Raw genomic sequence first — 19,300 nt, 5'->3', positions numbered from 1 at the left:
CGGGGTGCCGTTTCACTGCATGACGCGAATGGATTTACGTTGCGCTCGCCGCCGCATCCGCCGCGCGCGGCGTATCTCCCGTCTTCTCGATCCACCCGCCTCCCAGCGCCTGATACAAGGTCACGAGATTCGCGAGCCGCCGCGTGCGCGCGCTGATCAGCGTCTGCTGCGCAGCATAAAGATCCTGCTGCGCGGTCAGCACACCGAGATAACTGTCGACGCCCTGCTTATATCGCAACGTCGACAGATCCAGCCGCCGCTGCTGCGCGGCCGTATCGCGTTCGAGCGCCGCGATTTGTTGATCGAATGTGCCGCGCGCTGCCAGGCCGTCCGCGACTTCACGGAACGCCGACTGAATCGACTTCTCGTACTGCGCCACCTGAATGGTCTTCTGGGTGGTCGCAAGATCGAGATTCGCGAGATTCTGCCCACCCTGGAAGATCGGCAGCGTGATAGTCGGCGCGAAGCTCCACGCGACCGAACCCGGCTTGAAGAGTCCGCCGAGCGACGGGCTCAACGTGCCGAAGCTGCCCGTCAGCGAGATGCTCGGGAAGAACGCCGCGCGCGCCGCACCGATGTTCGCGTTCGACGCCAGCAGATTCTGCTCCGCCTCCATGATGTCGGGCCGGCGCGTCAGCAGATCCGAAGGCAGACCGGCCGGAATGTCCGTCAGCAGATCCTGACCGTTGAGCGCCGCGCCGCCCGGCAGGTCGTCGGGCATCGGCTCGCCGAGCAGCAGCACGAGCGCGTTGACCGCCTGCGCCCGCGCGCGCTGTTGCGCCTGCAGATTCGCCGCCGCCGTTTCGACCACGGTTTGCGACTGGCTCAGATCGAGCGCGGACGCCGTGCCGTTGTCGAACTGCAGCTTGATCAGGTTGTACGAATCCCGCGCGGTCTTCAGCGTCTGCACGGTCACCTTGAGGAGATCGTCCGCTTCGAGAACCTGGAAATACTGCGTCGCGACCTGCGACACCAGCGAGATCTCCGCCGCCTTGCGCGCATACGCCGTGGCGAAGTACTGCGCGAGCGCCTGATCCTTCAGACTCTGCACGCGGCCGAAGAGATCGATTTCCCACGATCCGTTCAGACCCACGCTGTACTGATTCGAGATGGTCTGATTGAAGAACGACAGATCCGCCGGCGTGCGCTGCTTCGACTGGCTCGCCTGCGCGCCGATAGTGGGAAGCAGCTCCGAGCGCACGATGCGGTATTGCGCCTGCGCCGCCTGCACGTTGAGGACCGCCACGCGCAGGTCGCGGTTGTTCTGCAACGCGATGTCGACGAGCTTCTGCAGCCGCGCATCGACGAAGAAGTCACGCCAGCCGATGTCGGCCGCGGCCACGCCGTTCGCGCTGCGCTCGCCCGCAGCCGCGGCGGGCTGCGCGCCGTACACGCCGTCCGTCCGGTAGTTCGCCGGGACCGGCTGTGCGGGGCGCTCGTACTTCGGCGCCATCGTGCAGCCGCTCGCCAGCGCGGCGGCGGCCATTACCGTGAGAGTGAATCTACGCATGTTCAGTGCCCTTCCTTGCCTTGTTGCGCGCGGTGATGCGCGTCATAGCGCGCGAGCGCAGCATCCACGTCTTCCTTGTCGCCGCCGAAATGCGCCCGCACGACGACGAAGAACATCGGCACCATGAAGATCGCGAGGAAGGTCGCGGTCAGCATGCCGCCGATCACGCCCGTGCCGATCGCGTGCTGGCTGCCCGAGCCCGCGCCGTTGCTGATCGCGAGCGGCAACGTGCCGAGAATGAACGCGAGCGACGTCATCAGGATCGGGCGCAGGCGCAGGCGCGCGGCTTCCATCGCCGCTTCGATCGGCCCCATCTTTTGCGAGAGCTGGAGATCGCGCGCGAACTCGACGATCAGAATCGCGTTCTTCGCCGACAGGCCCACGGTCGTCAGCAAACCCACCTGGAAGAACACATCGTTTTCGAGGCCGCGCAGCGTCACCGCGAGCAACGCGCCGATCACGCCGAGCGGCACGACCATGATCACGGAGAACGGAATCGACCAGCTCTCGTACAGCGCCGCGAGACACAGGAACACGACGAGAATGGAGATGCCGTAGAGAATCGGCGCCTGCGAGCCCGACTGGATCTGCTGATACGAGAGGCCCGTCCATTCGTAGCCGATGCCCGCGGGCAGCTTCGCGGCGAGCGCCTCCATCGCGGCCATCGCCTGGCCGGTGGATTTGCCGGGCGCGGCCACGCCTTGAATCTCGATCGACGAAAGTCCGTTGTAGCGCTCGAGCTTCGGCGAGCCGTAGCTCCATTCGCCCGTCGCGAACGTCGAGAACGGCACCATCGCGCCCGAGGCATTGCGCACGTACCACTTCTCGACGTCCTCGGGCGACATGCGGAACGGCGCATCGCCCTGCATATAGACTTTCTTGATGCGGCTGTCCGTATCGAGGAAGTTGTTCACATACTTGGATGCCCACACGATCGAGAACGTCTGGTCGATCACGGACGGATCGACGCCCTGCGCGAGCGCCTTCTCCCGGTCGATGTTCACCTTGAACTGCGGCGTGTCGTTCAGCCCGTTCGGACGCACCTGCGCGAGCGACGGATCTTTCGCGGCCATGCCGAGCAGCATCCCGCGCGCTTCCATCAGCTTCTCGTGGCCGAGGCCGGCGCGGTCCTGCAACTCGAAGTCGAAGCCCGCGGCCGTGCCGAGCTCGGGGATCGACGGCGGATTCACCGGGAACACGAGCGCGCTCCGGTAGCCCGCGAAGCGGCCGAACGTACGGCCGACGAGCGCCTGAATCTTCTCGTTCGCGCCCTTGCGCTTGGCGAAGTCCTTCATGCGCACGAAGACGAGGCCCGAGTTCTGCCCGCGTCCCGCGAAGCTGAAGCCGTTCACCGTGAACACCGATTCGACGACGGCGCTTTCGTCCTTCAGCAGATAGCCGGCGACGTCGTCGAGCGCGCGCTGCGTCATTTCCTGCGTCGAGCCGGCGGGCGTCGCGACGAGCACGAACATCGTGCCCTGATCTTCATCGGGCAGGAACGCCTTCGGCAGACGCGTGAACATCAGCGCGACGGCTGCGATGATCACGAGATACAGGATGAGGAACCGTCCCGAACGCCTGATGACGTGCGACACGCCGCTGTGGTACTTCTGCTGGCTCTTCCTGAACGTGCGGTTGAACCAGCCGAAGAAGCCCGTGTTCTTCTCTTCGTGACCCTGCGGCAGCGGCTTAAGAATGGTCGCGCACAGCGCCGGCGTGAAAACGAGCGCGGTGAGGACGGAAAGGCCCATCGCGGAGACGATCGTCAGCGAGAACTGCCGATAGATCGCGCCGACCGAGCCGCCCGAGAACGCCACCGGCACGAACACGGCCGCGAGCACGAGCGCCACGCCGACGAGCGCGCCGGTGATCTGGCTCATCGCCTTCTTCGTGGCTTCCTTCGGCGGCAAGCCCTCCTCCGCCATCACGCGCTCGACGTTCTCGACGACCACGATCGCATCGTCGACCAGAAGGCCGATCGCGAGCACGAGCCCGAACATCGACAGCGTGTTGATGGAGAAGCCGACCGCGCCCATGATCGCGAACGTGCCGAGCAGCACGACCGGCACCGCGAGCGTCGGAATGAGCGTGGCGCGCAGGTTCTGCAGGAACAGGTACATCACGAGGAACACCAGCACGATGGCCTCGAGCAGCGTCGTCACCACGTCCGTGATGGACTGCCTGACGAACGGCGTCGTGTCGTACGGATACTGGACGACGAGGCCCGGCGGGAAGTACTTCGACAGTTCATCGATCTTCGCGCGCACCGCGTTGGCGGTGGCGAGCGCATTCGCGCCCGTCGCGAGCTGGATGCCGAAGCCCGCGGCCGGACGTCCGTTGTACTGCGTCTCGAAGCTGTAGTTCTCGCCGCCGAGCGCGATGCGCGCGACGTCCTTCAGGCGCACTTGCGAGCCGTCCTGATTCATCTTCAGGAGCACATTGCCGAACTGCTCGGGCGTGCGCAGGAGCGTGGCTTCCGTGATGGTCGCCTGCATCGACTGGCCCGGCACGGCCGGCGTGCCGCCGAGCTGGCCGCCCGCGACCTGCACGTTCTGCACTTGCAGCGCGCCTTGCACGTCGACCGGCGTGAGGTTGAACTTGGCGAGCTTGTTCGGATCGAGCCAGATGCGCATCGCGTATTGCGAGCCGAACAACGTAACCGTGCCGACGCCGTTCAGGCGGCTGATCGAGTCCTGCACGTTGGACGCCACGTAGTTCGCGAGGTCGTCGCGGGTCATGCTGCCGTCTTCCGACACGAACGCGAGCACGAGCAGGAAGCTGCTGCTCGACTTCGAGACGCGCGTGCCCAGTTGCTGCACCACCTGCGGCAGGTTGGGCGTGGCGAGCTGCAGCTTGTTCTGCACCTGCACCTGCGCGATATCGGCGTTCGTGCCCGCCGCGAACGTCAGCGTGACGGTGGCGGTGCCGCTGTCGTCGGAGGCCGAGGACATGTACAGCAGATGATCGAGGCCGCTCATCTGCTGCTCGATCACCTGTGTGACGGTGTTTTCCACGGTCTGCGCCGATGCGCCCGGATACGACGCGCTGACCTGGATCGACGGCGGCGCGATGGTCGGATATTGCGCGACGGGCAACGTCGAAAGCGACGCGACGCCCGCCAGCATCAGAATGATGGCGATCACCCACGCGAAGATCGGGCGATCGATAAAGAACTTGGCCATGAAGCGTGCCTCCCGTCCTACGCGCCGGCGGCGCCGGAAGCGGCGGCGGCAGCGGCATCGGCGGGCGTTGCGGGCAGATGCGCGGGCACCGCCTTCACTTCCATGCCCGGACGCACCTTGTCGATGCCCTCGACGATCACGCGGTCACCCGGATTCAGGCCGCTGTCGACCACCCAGCTCTGGCCGTGCGTGCGCGACGTCACGAGCGGACGCATCGCGACCTTGCTGTCCTTGCCGACGATCATCGCGACCGCGGTGCCTTTCTGGTCGTGCGACACGCCCTGCACCGGCACGACGAGCGCATTCGGATTCACGCCTTCCTCGATGCGCGCGCGCACGAACATGCCCGGCAGCAGCACGCGGTCCTTGTTCATGAAGACCGCGCGCACCGTCACCGATCCGGTGGACGGGTCGACGGTCACATCGCTGAACTGCAGCTTGCCCTGCTCCGGATAGACGCGGCCGTCCTCGAGGATCAGCGTGACCTTCGCGGCGTCCGGTCCGCTGGCCGAAAGACGCCCTTCCTGGATCTGACGGCGCAGCTTGAGACCGTCGAGGCTCGATTGCGTGAGATCCACGTACATCGGATCGAGCTGCTGGACGGTGACCATCAACGTGGCCTGCGCGCCCTGCACATAGGCGCCCGGCGTGACCTGCGAGATGCCGGCCTGCCCCGAAACCGGCGCCCTGACATCCGTGTAGCCGAGGTTGATTTGCGCCGCGTCGATCGCGGCCTTGGCCGACGCGACTTCGGCTTGCGCCTGCCCGTGCGCCGCGACCGCGTTGTCGTAGTCCTGCTTGCTGACCGCGTTCGCCGCGACGAGCACCTTGTAGCGCTCGGCCTGCGCGCTCGTCGATACGAGGTTCGCCTGCGCCTTCGCAAACTGCGCCTTCGCGTTGTTCAGTTGCGCGATGTACGGCGCCGGGTCGATCTTGTAAAGCCGCTGCCCCGCCTTGACGAGACTGCCCTCGGTGAATTCACGGCGCAGCACGATGCCGTCGACACGCGCGCGCACCTGCGCGTCGAGGAAGGCGCTCGTGCGGCCCGGGAGTTCCGTGGTGACCGGCACCGAAGCCGATTCGAGCGTGACGACGCCGACTTCCGGCGTGTGCGGCGCCATCGCGGGATGCTTGTCCCCGCAGCCGGCTGCCAGCAGGGCGGCCGTCGTGACACCAATGAGACGGTATGGAATCCGTTTGAGACGCATGGAACGCGGACCTCTGTGGTTACTCAAGATGAAAGGCGCGCGTCCTCGCGTTCATGGCGGGCCGCGCGACGTGCTGTCGTGCGATGCGAAAGTCGCGGATCGCGGCGCGCGGGGCGTCCGGCCCGCCCGCGCTTCGGATGAGGTTGGCCGCTTTCACGAAAGCACGGCCATTTTTTGGGATAACTAAGTGCGTTTGGCGCTCGGGTGAACCGATCGGCGCAACGGTTCGCGCCCGCACGACTGCGACAAGCAGCCGATTATAGATATCGCGCGCGGTGAGGAAGCCTAAACAACAGGCAGTTGTGTGACAATTTGACGAGGATTAAAACAAATATGGCGAACCGGCGCCGAGACTGAAATATCGTGCAACGCCGCGCGTCATGCGGCTTGCTTCTGCCTCGATGCGAAGCGCGTTCGAAAGCGCGAAAAAAAGCCCGGCGCGCGGCCGGGCTTCGTTTGCATCACTTCTAGGCGGATCAACCCGCCGTGGCGGTCGAAGCCGGCTTTGGCGCGCCTTGCGAGCCGTAGTCGACCGGCGCATCCGCGGGACGCGGCGCGTCGCCCGAATGCTCGATCCACCCGCCGCCCATGAACTGATACAGGTCGACGAGGTTCGTCAGGCGATTCAGCCGCGCCGTGATGAGCTGCTGCTGCGACGCGTAGAGCGCCGTCTGCGCGGTCAGCACGGCCAGGTAGCTGTCCACGCCGTTGCGATAGCGCAGGTCCGACAACTCCAGACGACGGCTCTGCGAGTTCACGAAGCGCTCGAGCGACTTGATCTGCTCGTCGAACGTGCCGCGCGCGGCGAGGCCGTCGGCGACTTCGCGGAACGCGGTCTGGATCGCCTTCTCGTAGTTGGCGATCTCGATGCGCTTTTGCACGTTCGCCAGATCGAGATTGGCCTTGTTCTGGCCGCCCTCGAAAATCGGCACCGTGATCTGCGGCGCGAACGACCACGCCGCCGAACCCGGCTTGAACAGACCGCCGAGCGTCGGCGAAAGCGTGCCGAAGCTGCCCGTCAGCGAGACGCGCGGGAAGAACGCCGCGCGCGCCGCGCCGATGTTCGCGTTGGCCGCGAGCAGCGACTGCTCCGCCGCCGCGATGTCGGGACGGCGCGTCAGCAGGTCGGACGGCAGGCCCGCCGGAATGTCCGAGAGAATGTTCTGAGTGTCGAGCGGCATGCCGGTCGGCAGATCCGCCGGCAGCGGCTCGCCGACCAGCAGCACGAGCCCGTTCTCCGCCTGCGCGCGCAGACGCGCCTGCTGTTGCAGATTCGCCCGCGCCTCTTCGACCACGCCCTCCGACTGACGCAGATCCAGCTCCGTGCCCGTGCCGTTGTCGTATTGCAGCTTCGTGATGCGATACGACTCCAGCGCGGTCGTCAGCGTGTTCTGCGTGACGATGAGCGCGTCGTCGAAGGCGAGCATCGTCAGATATTGATCCGCCACCGACGACACCAGCGCGATCTCCGCCGCCTTGCGCGATTGAGCCGTCGACAGATACTGCGCGAGCGCCTGATCCTTCAGGCTTCTGATGCGCCCGAAGAAGTCGATTTCCCACGAGGCGTTCAGGCCGACCGAATACTCGTTCGAGATCGTGTTGCCGAGGAACGACAGGTTCTTCGGCGTGCGCTGCTTGCTCTGCGACGCGCTGGCGTCGAGCGTCGGGAACAGGCCCGCGCGCACGATCTGATACTGCGCGCGCGCCGCCTCGACGTTGAGCACCGAGACGCGCAGGTCGCGGTTGTTCTTCAGCGCGAGCTCGACGATCTTCTGCAGGCGCGCGTCGAAGAAGAAATCACGCCAGCCGATGTCCGGCGCGTTCTGCCCGTTCGCGCTGCGGCCATTGCTCGCCGTCGACGACGCATCCGGCTGGTGCGCGTACGCGTCGCCTTCCGGAAACGTCTGCGCGACGGGCGCCGCCGGCTGCTCGTATTTCGGCTGCAGCGTGCAGCCGGTGGCGAGCAGGGCCACGGCGGCCGCGATCAACGAATGTTTAAGCATCTCAATGTCCTTCCTTGTCCGAAGACGGCGAGCCGTGCGTACCGCCGGTACCGCCGAAGTCGCCCGAGCCTGCCGCCGGCACATCCTTGGCCTTGCTGAACTTCGAGATCACGACGAAGAACATCGGGATCATGAAGATGGCCAGGAAGGTCGCGGTCAACATGCCGCCGATCACGCCGGTGCCGATCGCGTGCTGGCTCGCCGAGCCCGCGCCGTTACTGATCGCGAGCGGCAGCACGCCGAGAATGAAGGCGAGCGAGGTCATCAGGATCGGGCGCAACCGCAGGCGCGCCGCTTCCATTGCCGCTTCGACCGTCGACATGCCCTGGATGCGCAGCTCACGCGCGAATTCCACGATCAGAATCGCGTTCTTCGCCGACAGACCCACCGTCGTCAAGAGGCCGACCTGGAAGAACACGTCGTTTTCCAGACCGCGCAGTGTCGCGGCGAGCAGCGCGCCGAGCACGCCGAGCGGCACGACCATGATCACCGAGAACGGGATCGACCAGCTTTCATACAGCGCGGCGAGACACAGGAACACGACGAGAATCGAGATGCCATACAGGATCGGCGCCTGCGAACCCGACTGGCGTTCCTGATACGAAAGGCCCGTCCACTCGTAGCCGATACCCGCGGGCAGCTTCGCCGCGATCGCTTCCATCGCCGTCATGGCCTGGCCGGTCGACTTGCCCGGTGCGGCCGCGCCCTGGATTTCCACCGCCGAGATGCCGTTGTAGCGCTCGAGCTTCGGCGAACCGTAGATCCAGTTGCCCGTCGCGAACGCGCCGAACGGCACCATCGTTCCGGCGCCATTGCGCACATACCACTTGTTCAGGTCTTCCGGACTCATGCGGAACGGACCGTCGCCCTGCACGTAGACCTTCTTGATCCGGTTGTCGACGTCGAGGAAGTTGTTCACGTACTGCGACGCCCACGCGATCGAGAACGTCTGGTCGATGTCCGAAATCGCGACGCCGAGCGCGTTCGCCTTCTCGCGGTCGATGTTCACCTTGAACTGCGGCGTGTCGTTGAGACCGTTCGGGCGCACCTGAGCCAGCGTCGGGTCCTTCGCGGCCATGCCGAGCAGCATGTTGCGCGCTTCCATCAGCTTCGCGTGACCCACGCCCGCGCGGTCCTGCAGCTCGAAGTCGAAGCCCGCGGCCGTGCCGAGCTCCGGAATCGACGGCGGATTGACCGGGAAGATCATCGCGTCCTTGTAAGGCGCGAAGTGCATGAACATCCGGCCGACGAGCGCCTGCACCTTCTCGTTGCTCGCCTGGCGCTGCGCATAGTCCTTCATCCGCACGAACACGAGACCGGAGTTCTGGCCGCGGCCCGCGAACGAGAAGCCGTTCACCGTGAACACCGATTCGACCATGCTCTTCTCGTCGTTGAGCAGATACTCCTGCACGTCCTTGAGCACGTGCGCCGTGTACTCCTGCGTGGAGCCGGGCGGCGCCTGCACGAGCACGAACATCGTGCCCTGGTCTTCGTTCGGCAGGAACGACTTCGGCAGACGCAGGAACAGCATGCCCACCGCGACGATCACGACGATGTAGATGATGAGCCAGCGCCCGGAGCGGCGAATCACGTGCTGCACGCCGCTGTGATACTTCGCCTGGCTCTTGTTGAAGGTGCGGTTGAACCAGCCGAAGAAGCCCTTCTTCTCAGGCTCGTGTCCTTCCGGATGCGGCTTCAGGATGGTCGCGCACAAGGCCGGCGTCAGAATCAGCGCGACCAGCACGGACAGCACCATCGCCGCGACGATCGTCAGCGAGAACTGCCGATAGATCGCGCCGACCGAGCCGCCCGAGAACGCCACCGGCACGAACACCGCCGACAGCACCAGCGCCACGCCGACCAGCGCGCCGGTGATCTGGCCCATCGCCTTGCGTGTCGCGTCGCGCGGTGACAGATGCTCCTCGGTCATCACGCGCTCGACGTTCTCCACGACCACGATCGCGTCGTCGACGAGCAGACCGATCGCGAGCACGAGCCCGAACATCGACAACACGTTGATCGAAAAGCCCACCGCCGACATGATCGCGAACGTGCCGAGCAGAACGACCGGCACCGCGATCGTCGGGATGATCGTTGCCCGCAGGTTCTGCAGGAACAGATACATCACGAGGAACACGAGCACGATACCTTCGATCAGCGTCTTGACCACTTCCTCGATCGACAGGCGCACGAACGGCGTCGTGTCGTACGGATACTTCACCACGAGTCCGTTCGGGAAGTACTTAGACAGCTCGTCGATCTTCTGGCGCACGAGCTTCGCGGTGTTCAGCGCGTTCGCGCCGGTCGCGAGCTGGATACCGAAGCCGGCGGTCGGCTGGCCGTTGTACTTCGTGTCGAAGTTGTAGTTTTCGCCGCCGAGCTCGATCTTCGCGACATCCTTCAGGCGCACCTGCGAGCCGTCCTGATTCACCTTCAGCAGAATGTTGCCGAACTGCTCGGGCGTCTGCAGGAGCGTCGCCTCGGTGATGGTCGCCTGGAGCATCTGCCCCGCCACCGCCGGCGTACCGCCGAGCGAGCCCGCCGCCACCTGCACGTTCTGCGCGGTGATGGCGTTCTTCACGTCGACGGGCGTGAGCGCGTAGTTCGTGAGCTTGGTCGCGTCGAGCCAGATGCGCATTGCGTACTGCGAGCCGAACAGCGTCACCGTGCCGACGCCGTCGATACGCGAGAGCGGATCCTGCACCTTCGACGCCACGTAGTTCGCGAGGTCGTACTTGCTCATGCTGCCGTCTTCGGACACGAACGCGAGCACGAGCAGGAAGCTCGAGCTCGACTTCGTGACCTTCGTGCCGAGCTGCTGCACGACCTGCGGCAGAAGCGGCGTGGCGAGCTGCAGCTTGTTTTGCACCTGAACCTGCGCGATGTCCGGGTTCGTGCCCGCCGCGAACGTCAGCGTGATGGTGGCCGTGCCCGAGTCATCCGAAGTGGACGAGAGATACAGCAAGTGGTCGAGACCGCTCATCTGCTGCTCGATCACCTGCGTCACCGTGTTTTCGACAGTGCTCGCCGATGCGCCCGGATAGGTCGCGCTGATCTGGATCGCGGGCGGCGCGATCGTCGGATACTGCGCGACCGGCAGCGTGAAGATCGACGCCATCCCCGCCAGCATCAGGATGATCGCGATCACCCACGCGAAGATCGGTCGATCGATAAAAAACTTTGCCATGTAACAGGCTCCCTTTTATTACGCGCCCGACGCGGCCGATGCCGGCTGGGCACCGCTCGCGTTCGCCGGAGCGGCTGCGGCGGGTGCGCCCGATGCAGCGCCCGCCGCCTGTGCGTCCGAGGCGGGATACGGGAATTTCGCGGCCACCGGCTTGACCTGCATGCCGGGCTTCGCCTTGTCGACACCGTTCACGATCACGCGATCGCCTGCGTTCAGGCCGCCGTCGACCACCCAGTTGTTGCCGAAGGTGCCGCCCGTGACGAGCTGGCGCAATTCGACCTTGTCGTCCTTGTTGACGACGAGCGCCGTCGGCTGGCCCTTCTGATCGTGCGTAATGCCGATCTGCGGCACGACGAGCGCGTGATCGTTCACGCCTTCCTGGATGCGCGCGCGCACGAACATGCCCGGCAGAAGCACGCGGTCCTTGTTCTGGAAGATCGCGCGCACGGTCACGGAACCGGTGCTCTGATCGACGCTCACGTCGGAGAACTGCAGCTTGCCCTGCTCGGTGTAGGTGCGGCCGTCTTCGAGCACGAGCGAGACCTTCGCGGCGTGGATGCCTTCGGTCTGCAGGCGGCCTTCCTGGATCTGCCTGCGCAGCTTCAGGCCCTCGACGCTCGACTGCGTGAGATCGACGTAGATCGGATCGAGCTGCTGAACCGTCGTGAGCAGCGTCGCGGCGCTCGCCTGCACGTAGGCGCCCGGCGTGACCTGCGACAGGCCCGTGCGGCCGGTGATCGGCGAGACGACGTCGGTGTAGCCGAGGTTGATCTGCGCGGTATCGACCGATGCCTTGCCCGCGGCGACGTCCGCCACGGCCTGGCCTTGCGCGGCCACGGCGTTGTCGTAGTCCTGCTTCGACACCGCGTTGGCCGCGACGAGGATCTTGTAGCGCGACACGAGCGCGTTCTGCGACGCGACGTTCGCCTGCGCCTTCGCGAGCGACGCCTTCGCGTTGTTCAGCGCGGCGATGTACGGCGCCGGATCGATCTTGTAGAGCCGCTGACCGACCTTGACCTCGGAGCCTTCGGTGAATTCACGGCGCAGCACGATGCCGTCCACCCGCGCGCGGACCTGCGCAACGAGATAGGCATTGGTGCGGCCCGGCAAATCGACAACCACCGGCACGCTCGTGGGCTGCACGGTGACGATGCCCACTTCGGGCGTTTGCGGCGGAGGTGCTGATTGTTTTTGCCCGCACGCTGCCACGAAAACGGCAGCCGTCGCGGCGGTGATTAAGCGGAGTGGAACCCGTTCGACGCGCATGGAGCGACCTCTGTCTAAGACTGAGAGTGAAGTGGGTGCGCGGCGGCCTTCCCCGGGCCATGCCGCGCACGAGCGTCGTTAAGACGCTGACCGACAAACCGACTGTTCGACGAGTGACCATTACCGCCAGCCGAAGGCCGACGTTGCATGCCCGTGCGAGGCGCTCAGAAGCGCCGGCGCTTGACCAGAGGACGGCCAGAACGGGCAATCGGATTGAAAGCTTACGTGAAGTCTGCTCGCCGACTCAATTTGTCGAAATTTGTTAACGGGTGGTATTGTATATACATTCACGAATGAATGTAAAAAACCGTACGCGTTTCTCCCCATTGGTGGCGAGAAAAAAACCGCTCCGGGAATCGATTACGTTCGACGGATCTTCGACAAGGACGCATGCAGCGCGTCCTTTCAACGGCAGCAGCAGGAGCAGACGGCCACAGGCCGCACGATATGGTCAGACGAACCAAGGAAGAAGCGCAGGCGACGCGCAACCGGGTACTCGACGCAGCCGAGCGCGTCTTCTATGAGAAAGGGGTATCGCGCACGACGCTCGCGGACATCGCCCAGGCCGCGGGCGTGACGCGCGGCGCGATCTACTGGCATTTCGCCAACAAGGGCGATCTTTTCAACGCGATGTTCGACCGCAGCCTGCTGCCGCTCGACGAACTCGTGGCAGCCACGCTCGACGGCAAGGAAGAGGATCCGCTGGCGCGCCTGCGCGAGCTGTTCGTCTGGTGCATGCGCAATATCACCACCGACGAGCAGCGTCGACGCGTGTTCGACATTCTCTTCATGAAATGCGAGTTCGTGGAGGAGATGGGGCCGGTGCGCGAGCGGCATCAGAACAACATGCGCGACGGCATGGAGCGCATCGAGCGCGCGCTGCGCAACGCCGTCGAGAAAAAACAGCTTCCGGAAACGCTCGATACGAACCGTGCGACGACCATGCTGCATTGCCTGTTCACCGGCATCCTGCACGATTCGCTGATGCTGCCGGACCTCGTCCATCCGGAGCGGGACGCCGAAGCGCTGATCGACGCATGCTTCGACGCCCTGCGTTGCAGCGCCGCCCTTCTGTCACCGGCCAGCGGCTGAATTCACGCCCCGCGCCCGCTGGTTCGACGCGTAGATGTTGTCGCGCGCGGGCGGCTCGCCGGATTCCAGCGCGGCGATCCACTCGTCCGTGCTGAGCACGGCGGCGAAGCGCGACTGCATCACCACCGTGAACACGCGATGGATTTCCTCGGCGCTCGCCTTGCCCGCGCGGTTTTCGTAGGGCACGGCGCCCGTCGCGTCGATCAGAAATTCGACCGAAAGCCCCGCGTGCACCGCGTGCTTCACCGTGGAATCGTCGCAATTGTGGGTCATGTAGCCCGCGATCACGATCGTGTCGATATCGTGCGTGGTGAGCCAGTCGCCGAGGTCCGTGCCCGCGAACGCGCTCGGCAGCGACTTCTCGACGTAATGCGCACGCGGCCGCGACGTCACCGTCTCATGCAGCTCCGCCAGCGCCGAGCCGCGCGCGAAGATCGGCGCGGCCGCCGGCGCGAAATTCTGCACGACGACGACCGGCACGCCGTGCTTTTCGGCGGCATCCATCGCCCGGCCGATATTGGCGAGCGACACGTTCACATCGGGATATTCGATCGGCAGATTGCCGGTGACGTATTCGTTCTGCACGTCGATGACGATCAGGGCGCGGCGCGGCATGGTCAGCTCCTTGTGGATGGTTGAGCGCATTGTCGCCGCGCCCGCGCGACGCCCAAAAGTGGCCCGATTGCCATTTTTCGCGGGAATCGGGCCAAAATACGCGCATTGGATGTTTCCCCGGAGCCGCCCATGAATCGCCATTCGATCGCCGTCGTCGCGTTCGACCGCATCAGCCCGTTTCATCTGGCGGTGCCGTGCATCGTGTTCGGCGAGGATCGCGGTGAAATCGGCGTGCCGCCGTTCGACTTTCGGGTCTGCGCGGCGGAGCCGGACGCGCTCGCGACATCGGCGGGATTCACGATCGCGGCGCAGCATTCGCTCGATGTGCTCACCGCCGCCGACGTGGTCATCGTGCCTTCGTGGCGCGATCCCGGCGAGACGCCGCCCGATGCCCTGCTCGACGCGTTGCGCGCGGCGCACGCACGCGGCGCGCAGGTCGTCGGCCTGTGCCTCGGCTCGTACGTGCTCGCGGCGGCGGGCCTGCTCGACGGCCGCGCGGCCACGACGCACTGGGCCTGGGCCGGCGATTTCGCGCGCCGCTATCCGCGCGTGCGGCTCGATCCGAACGTGCTCTATATCGACGATGGAAACATCACGACGTCCGCCGGCACCGCGGCCGGACTCGACTGCTGCCTGCACGTGCTGCGCAAGCTGGCCGGATCGCACGCGGCGAATCAGGTCGCGCGGCGGCTCGTGGTGCCGCCGCACCGGCAAGGCTCGCAGGCGCAGTTCATCGACGAGCCGCTGCCCGGGCGCGCGAACGGCGAACGGCTCGCCGGGCTGCTCGACTGGATGCGCGCCAATCTGCAAACGGACCATTCACTCGATGCGCTCGCCGCGCGCATGGCGATGAGCCGCCGCAACTTTACGCGGCGCTTTCGGGAAACGACGGGCACGACCGTCGGCGCGTGGCTCATCGGGCAACGGGTCGCGTTCGCGCAACGTCTGCTCGAGGACACGGATCTGCCCATCGACCGCATCGCGGAGAAGAGCGGCTTGCGCACCGGCGCGACGCTGCGCCAGCAATTCGCGCAGACGCTGAAGACGTCGCCATCGGCTTATCGGCGGGCGTTTCGCGGCGTGTGACGCGTCACGGCAAGCCGATGTGCTCGGCGAGGTACGCGAACAGCGCGACGCACACGAGCATCGCCGCCCAGGCCCAGCCGGGCAGACCGAGCGGATGCGAATCGTGGGAATGATCGGGGTCGTGATGCGCGAAGCCGTGCCCGTGCAGACGATGCCGCAGCACGCCGCTCGCATGGGCATCGGCGGAGGGTGCGCGCATCGCGCCCGCGCGACGCGAAAATGCCGCCGACACCACGCTCGGCCGAAGGAACACGTGCCGCCGCGCCGCGCTTTCGCCCGCCGCGCGCATCGACGGCAGGCCGTGCTTCGCGCGCACCACTTCGCAGAACTCGGCGAAGAACTCGTCGGCGCCCTCGCGCAGCGCGTTTTCGATCTGCCGTGACGGCAAGCCGGCGAGCGGGCCCGATACCGTGGCCCAGACGGTGTATTCGATCCAGGTCGCGTCGCCGTCGTCGTCCGGATTCAGCGCGACGGCGATCTGGCCGCGCAACGAGCCGACGCCCTCGCCGCGCGCCTTGAAGCTCAGCGTGCGGGCGTAGACGGCATCTGCAGATTCCTCGCTGTCGCCCTCGGCATGCGCCGCCTGACGCGTGCGGCCCGCCGCATGCGCGCGGATTTCGTAGCGCGCACGCAGCGCGCCGAGCGGCACGGTCAGCGTGAGAACATACTCGCCGCCTGGCGTCCGGATGAACGATTCGCAATTGTCGAGACTCGCGCGCAAGAGCGCGAGATCGCCGAGCGCCTCCCGGACGTGCGCCGGGTCGAGCGGAACGCGCAACGCATCGGTGACTTCCATTCGAGCCTCCGGGACAAGGATCGCATGCGTTCGTTATGGCTCAACGGGTGGGGCGGTGTCTGTTCGGATGCGCGCCTAGGAAGTTTCGTCGATACGATCGACGCGCGAGCGGTAGAACGCGAGGTAGCCCTTGATCTTCGCGGCGGCGTCGAGCGGCGCCTCGTAGCTCCAGGCAGCGTTCTCGACCGGACCGTCCTCGGTCAGCAGATGATAATGCGTGGCCTGGCCTTTCACCGGGCAATGCGTGGTGTGGATCGAGCGTTCCAGGCGCGCCATGTTCACGTCGGCGCGCGGGAAGTAGTGCACTTTATCCGCGCCCGTTTCGAGGAGCGTCATGGACGCGTGCGTATCCGCGTAGGTGACGCCCTGATGGATGACGCGACAGCGCCGGCCGTTCGGCGTGATCTCGATGCGTTGCGCCGCTTCGTGCCCGTCGTTGAGTTCCGTGCCCATCCTGATGCGCCTCCCGCGTGCGAACCGACATCACATGAAAAAGCCACGAGTCACCGAGATACCCGTGGCTTAATTATGAGACAAGATTCCGATGTCGGGTGAGCGCTTTCGCTGCCTCTGGCGTTAACCTCTTCGACGCCCGCGGCTACTGAATGTTCCAGTGAAACGCCGCCTTCGCCTTGCCGGGGCCCGCCACCGTCACCGCCTGTTTCTTTTCCTGATCCTTGTACTTCGCGTAGACCGTATAGCTGCCCGGCGGCAACTTGACGAGCATGTAAGGTCCCATCGATTCGGTCGACAGCACTTCGCCGCCCTTGCCGCCGACGATCCGCACATGCACGCCCGAAAGATAGTCGGCGGTCGGCCCCGTGAAGCGCAGCGACAACGGCCACTGCGCCTGTTCGCGCAACAATGCGCGCGATTCGTCGAGCCCCACGCCGCCCGATGTGTAGGAAACGTCGCCTTGCTGCTGGATCTGCGGCAGGCCGCCGCCATTGGTGTTGCCGGCGCTGGACATGTCGGTGGCCGTGCCGCCCGATGCCTGCGCCCAGGCGCCGCCTGCCATGCCCGCGCTCGCCGCCGCAACGAGGACTGCGGCCGCCAGCTTGCCCGTGGTTCTGCTCGTCATGTTCGTGCTCCTTTGTCCGATGCCGCCGGCCCGTCAGGCGCCCGCGGCGTCACGCCCGATGCGCCGGTTTCGCGCGATGGGGCACCAGGGAACCACGGAGCATGGTTCGTGCCCGCATCGCGCGACGCAACGGGCGCCGTTCAGCCGAGATCGACCGGCACGAAGATCTGCGCGTCGTCGCGCTGGATCAGGAGCGCGATGCTGTCGCCCGCGCGCTGGACCATCGACTTCAACTGCTGCACGGTTGTGACCGGCTGGCCGTTGACCGCGAGAATCACATCGCCCGGCTGGATGCCCGCGGTCGCCGCAGCGCCGTTCGACTGCTGCACGAGCAGGCCGCGCGAGAGCGAATCGTTCTGCCTCTCTTCCGGCGTGAGCGGCCGCACCGCGACGCCGAGCCGCGCGTCCTGCGCCGACGCGCCTTCGTCGCCTCCGGTATTTGCGCTCGCGGTCTTCGCGTCCTTGAGCGCGCCGATGGTCACGCTGAGATCCTTCGCGCCCTTGTCGCGCCATACCGTCACCTTCGCCGACGTGCCGGGCGAAAGGCTCGCGACCTGCGAAGGCAGCGAGGTCGAATCCGTCACCGGCACGCCGTTCAGCGCGGTGATCACGTCGCCGGGCTGAAGTCCCGCCTTCGCCGCCGGTCCGCCCGGCTCGACCGAGCTCACGAGGGCGCCTTGAGGCGACTTCATGCCGAATGAGTTGGCGAGCGTCTGGTTCATGCCCTGCACCGTCACGCCGAGACGGCCGCGATCTACATGGCCCGTCTTGATGATCGCGTCCTTGACCTTGATCGCCTCGTTGATCGGGATGGCGAACGAAAGCCCCTGGAAGCCGCCTGTCTGCGAGTAGATCATCGAGTTGATGCCGATCACTTCGCCTTGCAGATTGAAGAGCGGCCCGCCCGAGTTGCCGGGGTTCACCGGCACGTCGGTCTGGATGAACGGCGTGTAGTTCTCGTTGGGCAGCGCGCGCGATTTCGCGCTGATGATGCCCGACGTCACGGTGTTGTCGAAGCCGTAGGGCGAGCCGATCGCGACCACCCACTGGCCCACCTTGCTGCCGTTGGGATCGCCGATCTTCACGGTAGGCAGGTTCTTCGCGTCGATCTTGAGCACGGCGACGTCCGACTGCTTGTCCGCGCCAATCACCTTCGCGCGGTACTCGCGCTTGTCGGTGAGCTTCACGGTGACGACATTGGCGTTATCGACGACGTGCGCGTTCGTCAGAATGTAGCCGTCGCTGCTCACGATGAAGCCGGAGCCGAGGCCTTCGCTCGGACGATCCGCGCCGGGGCCGCCATCGCCGCCGCCGAAGCCGGGCATGCCGCCGAAGCGCTTGAAGAACTGGTAGAAGGGATCGTCCGGGTCCATCGGCAACTGATTCGGGCCGCGCCGGTTCGACGTTTGCTTGACGACATGCTTCGCGCTGATGTTCACCACCGCGGGGCCGTAGGTCTCGACGAGACCGGAGAAATCCGGAATGCCTGTCTTGGCCGCGGCTTCGGCGGGCATCAACGCCGCTTGCGCGGGCGCGATGACCTGGGGCGCAGGCACGTTGTTATGTCCGGCCACGTAGCCCGCCGACAAGGCAACGGCAACGGCTGCCGCGACGGCGCTGCGGGTGAGGATCTTCGCTTTCATCGTGTGCTCCTGATAACGGGATGCGCTGCGTGGATGCGCTTTGCGGATGAAGGAAGATTACGGTTCGTCGCTTAAATCTCTCTTAAAAGGCCAGAAGGACGCGCGCGAATGCAAAAGAGGCGGCTACCCTCACGGATGGCCGCCCCTTGTACCGGGCGCCTTGCTGCCGGCGCCGCTTCGCTGCGAGCTTAGAACTCGTAGCCGACTTGCGCGCGGACGCCTGCGTCGCCATGCCCCGTCAGCGACAGCGCACCGTTCACCAGCCAACGGCTGTCTTGCGAACGATAGGTGCCACCGACGCCCATTGCCGTATAGCCCTTATAGTTCGCCACGCCCGCGGCCACCACCGTCTTGCCCGGCTCACGCGGCGTGAGGTTCGGCATGGCCATCGCCGCGGCAACGCCGGCGAACGCTTCGCGCGCGACCGTGTTGACGCTGCTTTGCACCGCGTTCAACTGGTTCATGTTCGCTGCGTCCGTGCCATTGATGCCCGGCGCGACGTTCGTCACGCGGCGCTCGTTGCCCGCCGAGCCGACCGACACGGTGTTGTCTTCCGATGCGACGGAACGGTCGCCCAGCGCCACCGAATTCGCCCCGCTCGCCTGCGCGCCGTTACCGATGGCGGTCGAGT

Annotated in this window: 13 protein-coding genes and 1 pseudogene; 2 read left to right on the top strand and 12 right to left on the bottom strand. The window is 65.8% G+C overall.

Annotation, left to right across the window (positions count from 1 at the left end):
• Positions 1 to 34 precede the first annotated feature (34 nt).
• From AC1Z32_RS16645 to AC1Z32_RS16620, 6 genes are all read right to left on the bottom strand, one after another.
• Positions 35 to 1,510 (bottom strand): efflux transporter outer membrane subunit, encoded by a 1,476-nt coding sequence (locus AC1Z32_RS16645; RefSeq protein WP_483479668.1) that lies wholly within the window; start codon positions 1,508 to 1,510, stop codon positions 35 to 37.
• A gap of 2 nt (positions 1,511 to 1,512) precedes the next feature.
• Positions 1,513 to 4,692, bottom strand: coding sequence for an efflux RND transporter permease subunit (locus AC1Z32_RS16640; RefSeq protein WP_483479667.1), 3,180 nt, complete (start codon positions 4,690 to 4,692; stop codon positions 1,513 to 1,515).
• A 17-nt stretch (positions 4,693 to 4,709) separates the two neighbouring features.
• A complete protein-coding gene (locus AC1Z32_RS16635; RefSeq protein WP_483479666.1) occupies positions 4,710 to 5,900 on the bottom strand; it encodes an efflux RND transporter periplasmic adaptor subunit in 1,191 nt (396 codons plus the stop codon).
• Between the two features lie 476 nt (positions 5,901 to 6,376).
• A complete protein-coding gene (locus AC1Z32_RS16630; protein WP_483479665.1) occupies positions 6,377 to 7,903 on the bottom strand; it encodes an efflux transporter outer membrane subunit in 1,527 nt (508 codons plus the stop codon).
• Position 7,904: 1 nt separating this feature from the next.
• A complete protein-coding gene (locus AC1Z32_RS16625) occupies positions 7,905 to 11,090 on the bottom strand; it encodes an efflux RND transporter permease subunit (RefSeq protein WP_483479664.1) in 3,186 nt (1,061 codons plus the stop codon).
• Between the two features lie 18 nt (positions 11,091 to 11,108).
• On the bottom strand, positions 11,109 to 12,356 hold the full coding sequence (locus AC1Z32_RS16620) for an efflux RND transporter periplasmic adaptor subunit (protein WP_483479663.1): 1,248 nt from the start codon (positions 12,354 to 12,356) through the stop codon (positions 11,109 to 11,111).
• Positions 12,357 to 12,803: 447 nt separating this feature from the next.
• Between AC1Z32_RS16620 and AC1Z32_RS16615 the strand changes: the two genes are divergently transcribed.
• Positions 12,804 to 13,448 carry a TetR family transcriptional regulator gene (locus AC1Z32_RS16615; protein ID WP_483479662.1) on the top strand — a complete coding sequence of 215 codons (645 nt, stop codon included), beginning with the start codon at positions 12,804 to 12,806 and terminating at the stop codon, positions 13,446 to 13,448.
• On the opposite strand, the gene AC1Z32_RS16610 is transcribed toward AC1Z32_RS16615, so the two are convergent.
• Positions 13,431 to 14,063, bottom strand: coding sequence for a cysteine hydrolase family protein (locus tag AC1Z32_RS16610; protein WP_483479661.1), 633 nt, complete (start codon positions 14,061 to 14,063; stop codon positions 13,431 to 13,433). The genes AC1Z32_RS16615 and AC1Z32_RS16610 overlap by 18 nt on opposite strands.
• Before the next feature lie 129 nt (positions 14,064 to 14,192).
• Here AC1Z32_RS16610 and AC1Z32_RS16605 point away from each other — a divergent pair, with 129 nt between their 5' ends.
• Complete coding sequence (locus AC1Z32_RS16605; RefSeq protein WP_483479660.1) at positions 14,193 to 15,149, top strand: helix-turn-helix domain-containing protein; 957 nt, start codon at positions 14,193 to 14,195, stop codon at positions 15,147 to 15,149.
• A 4-nt stretch (positions 15,150 to 15,153) separates the two neighbouring features.
• On the opposite strand, the gene AC1Z32_RS16600 is transcribed toward AC1Z32_RS16605, so the two are convergent.
• The 5 genes and pseudogenes from AC1Z32_RS16600 to AC1Z32_RS16580 form a co-directional block, all read right to left on the bottom strand.
• Positions 15,154 to 15,945 (bottom strand): SRPBCC family protein, encoded by a 792-nt coding sequence (locus AC1Z32_RS16600; RefSeq protein WP_483479659.1) that lies wholly within the window; start codon positions 15,943 to 15,945, stop codon positions 15,154 to 15,156.
• A gap of 75 nt (positions 15,946 to 16,020) precedes the next feature.
• The gene (locus AC1Z32_RS16595; RefSeq protein ID WP_483479658.1) at positions 16,021 to 16,398 is read right to left on the bottom strand and encodes a DUF427 domain-containing protein; all 378 of its coding nucleotides are present in this window, start codon (positions 16,396 to 16,398) and stop codon (positions 16,021 to 16,023) included.
• Positions 16,399 to 16,543: 145 nt separating this feature from the next.
• Positions 16,544 to 17,026: a carboxypeptidase regulatory-like domain-containing protein gene (locus tag AC1Z32_RS16590; protein ID WP_483479657.1), complete on the bottom strand. Its 483-nt coding sequence runs from the start codon at positions 17,024 to 17,026 to the stop codon at positions 16,544 to 16,546.
• 140 nt (positions 17,027 to 17,166) lie between these two features.
• Positions 17,167 to 18,669 (bottom strand): DegQ family serine endoprotease, encoded by a 1,503-nt coding sequence (locus AC1Z32_RS16585; RefSeq protein WP_483479656.1) that lies wholly within the window; start codon positions 18,667 to 18,669, stop codon positions 17,167 to 17,169.
• Between the two features lie 188 nt (positions 18,670 to 18,857).
• A pseudogene (locus tag AC1Z32_RS16580) lies at positions 18,858 to 19,277 on the bottom strand (YadA family autotransporter adhesin); the annotation flags it as partial.
• Between the last annotated feature and the right edge of the window lie 23 nt (positions 19,278 to 19,300).

It is taken from the genome of Caballeronia sp. 11_S32, from assembly GCF_056930355.1.
Note: the sequence above shows the minus strand (reverse complement) of the source record. Positions and strands in the feature narration are given on the sequence as shown.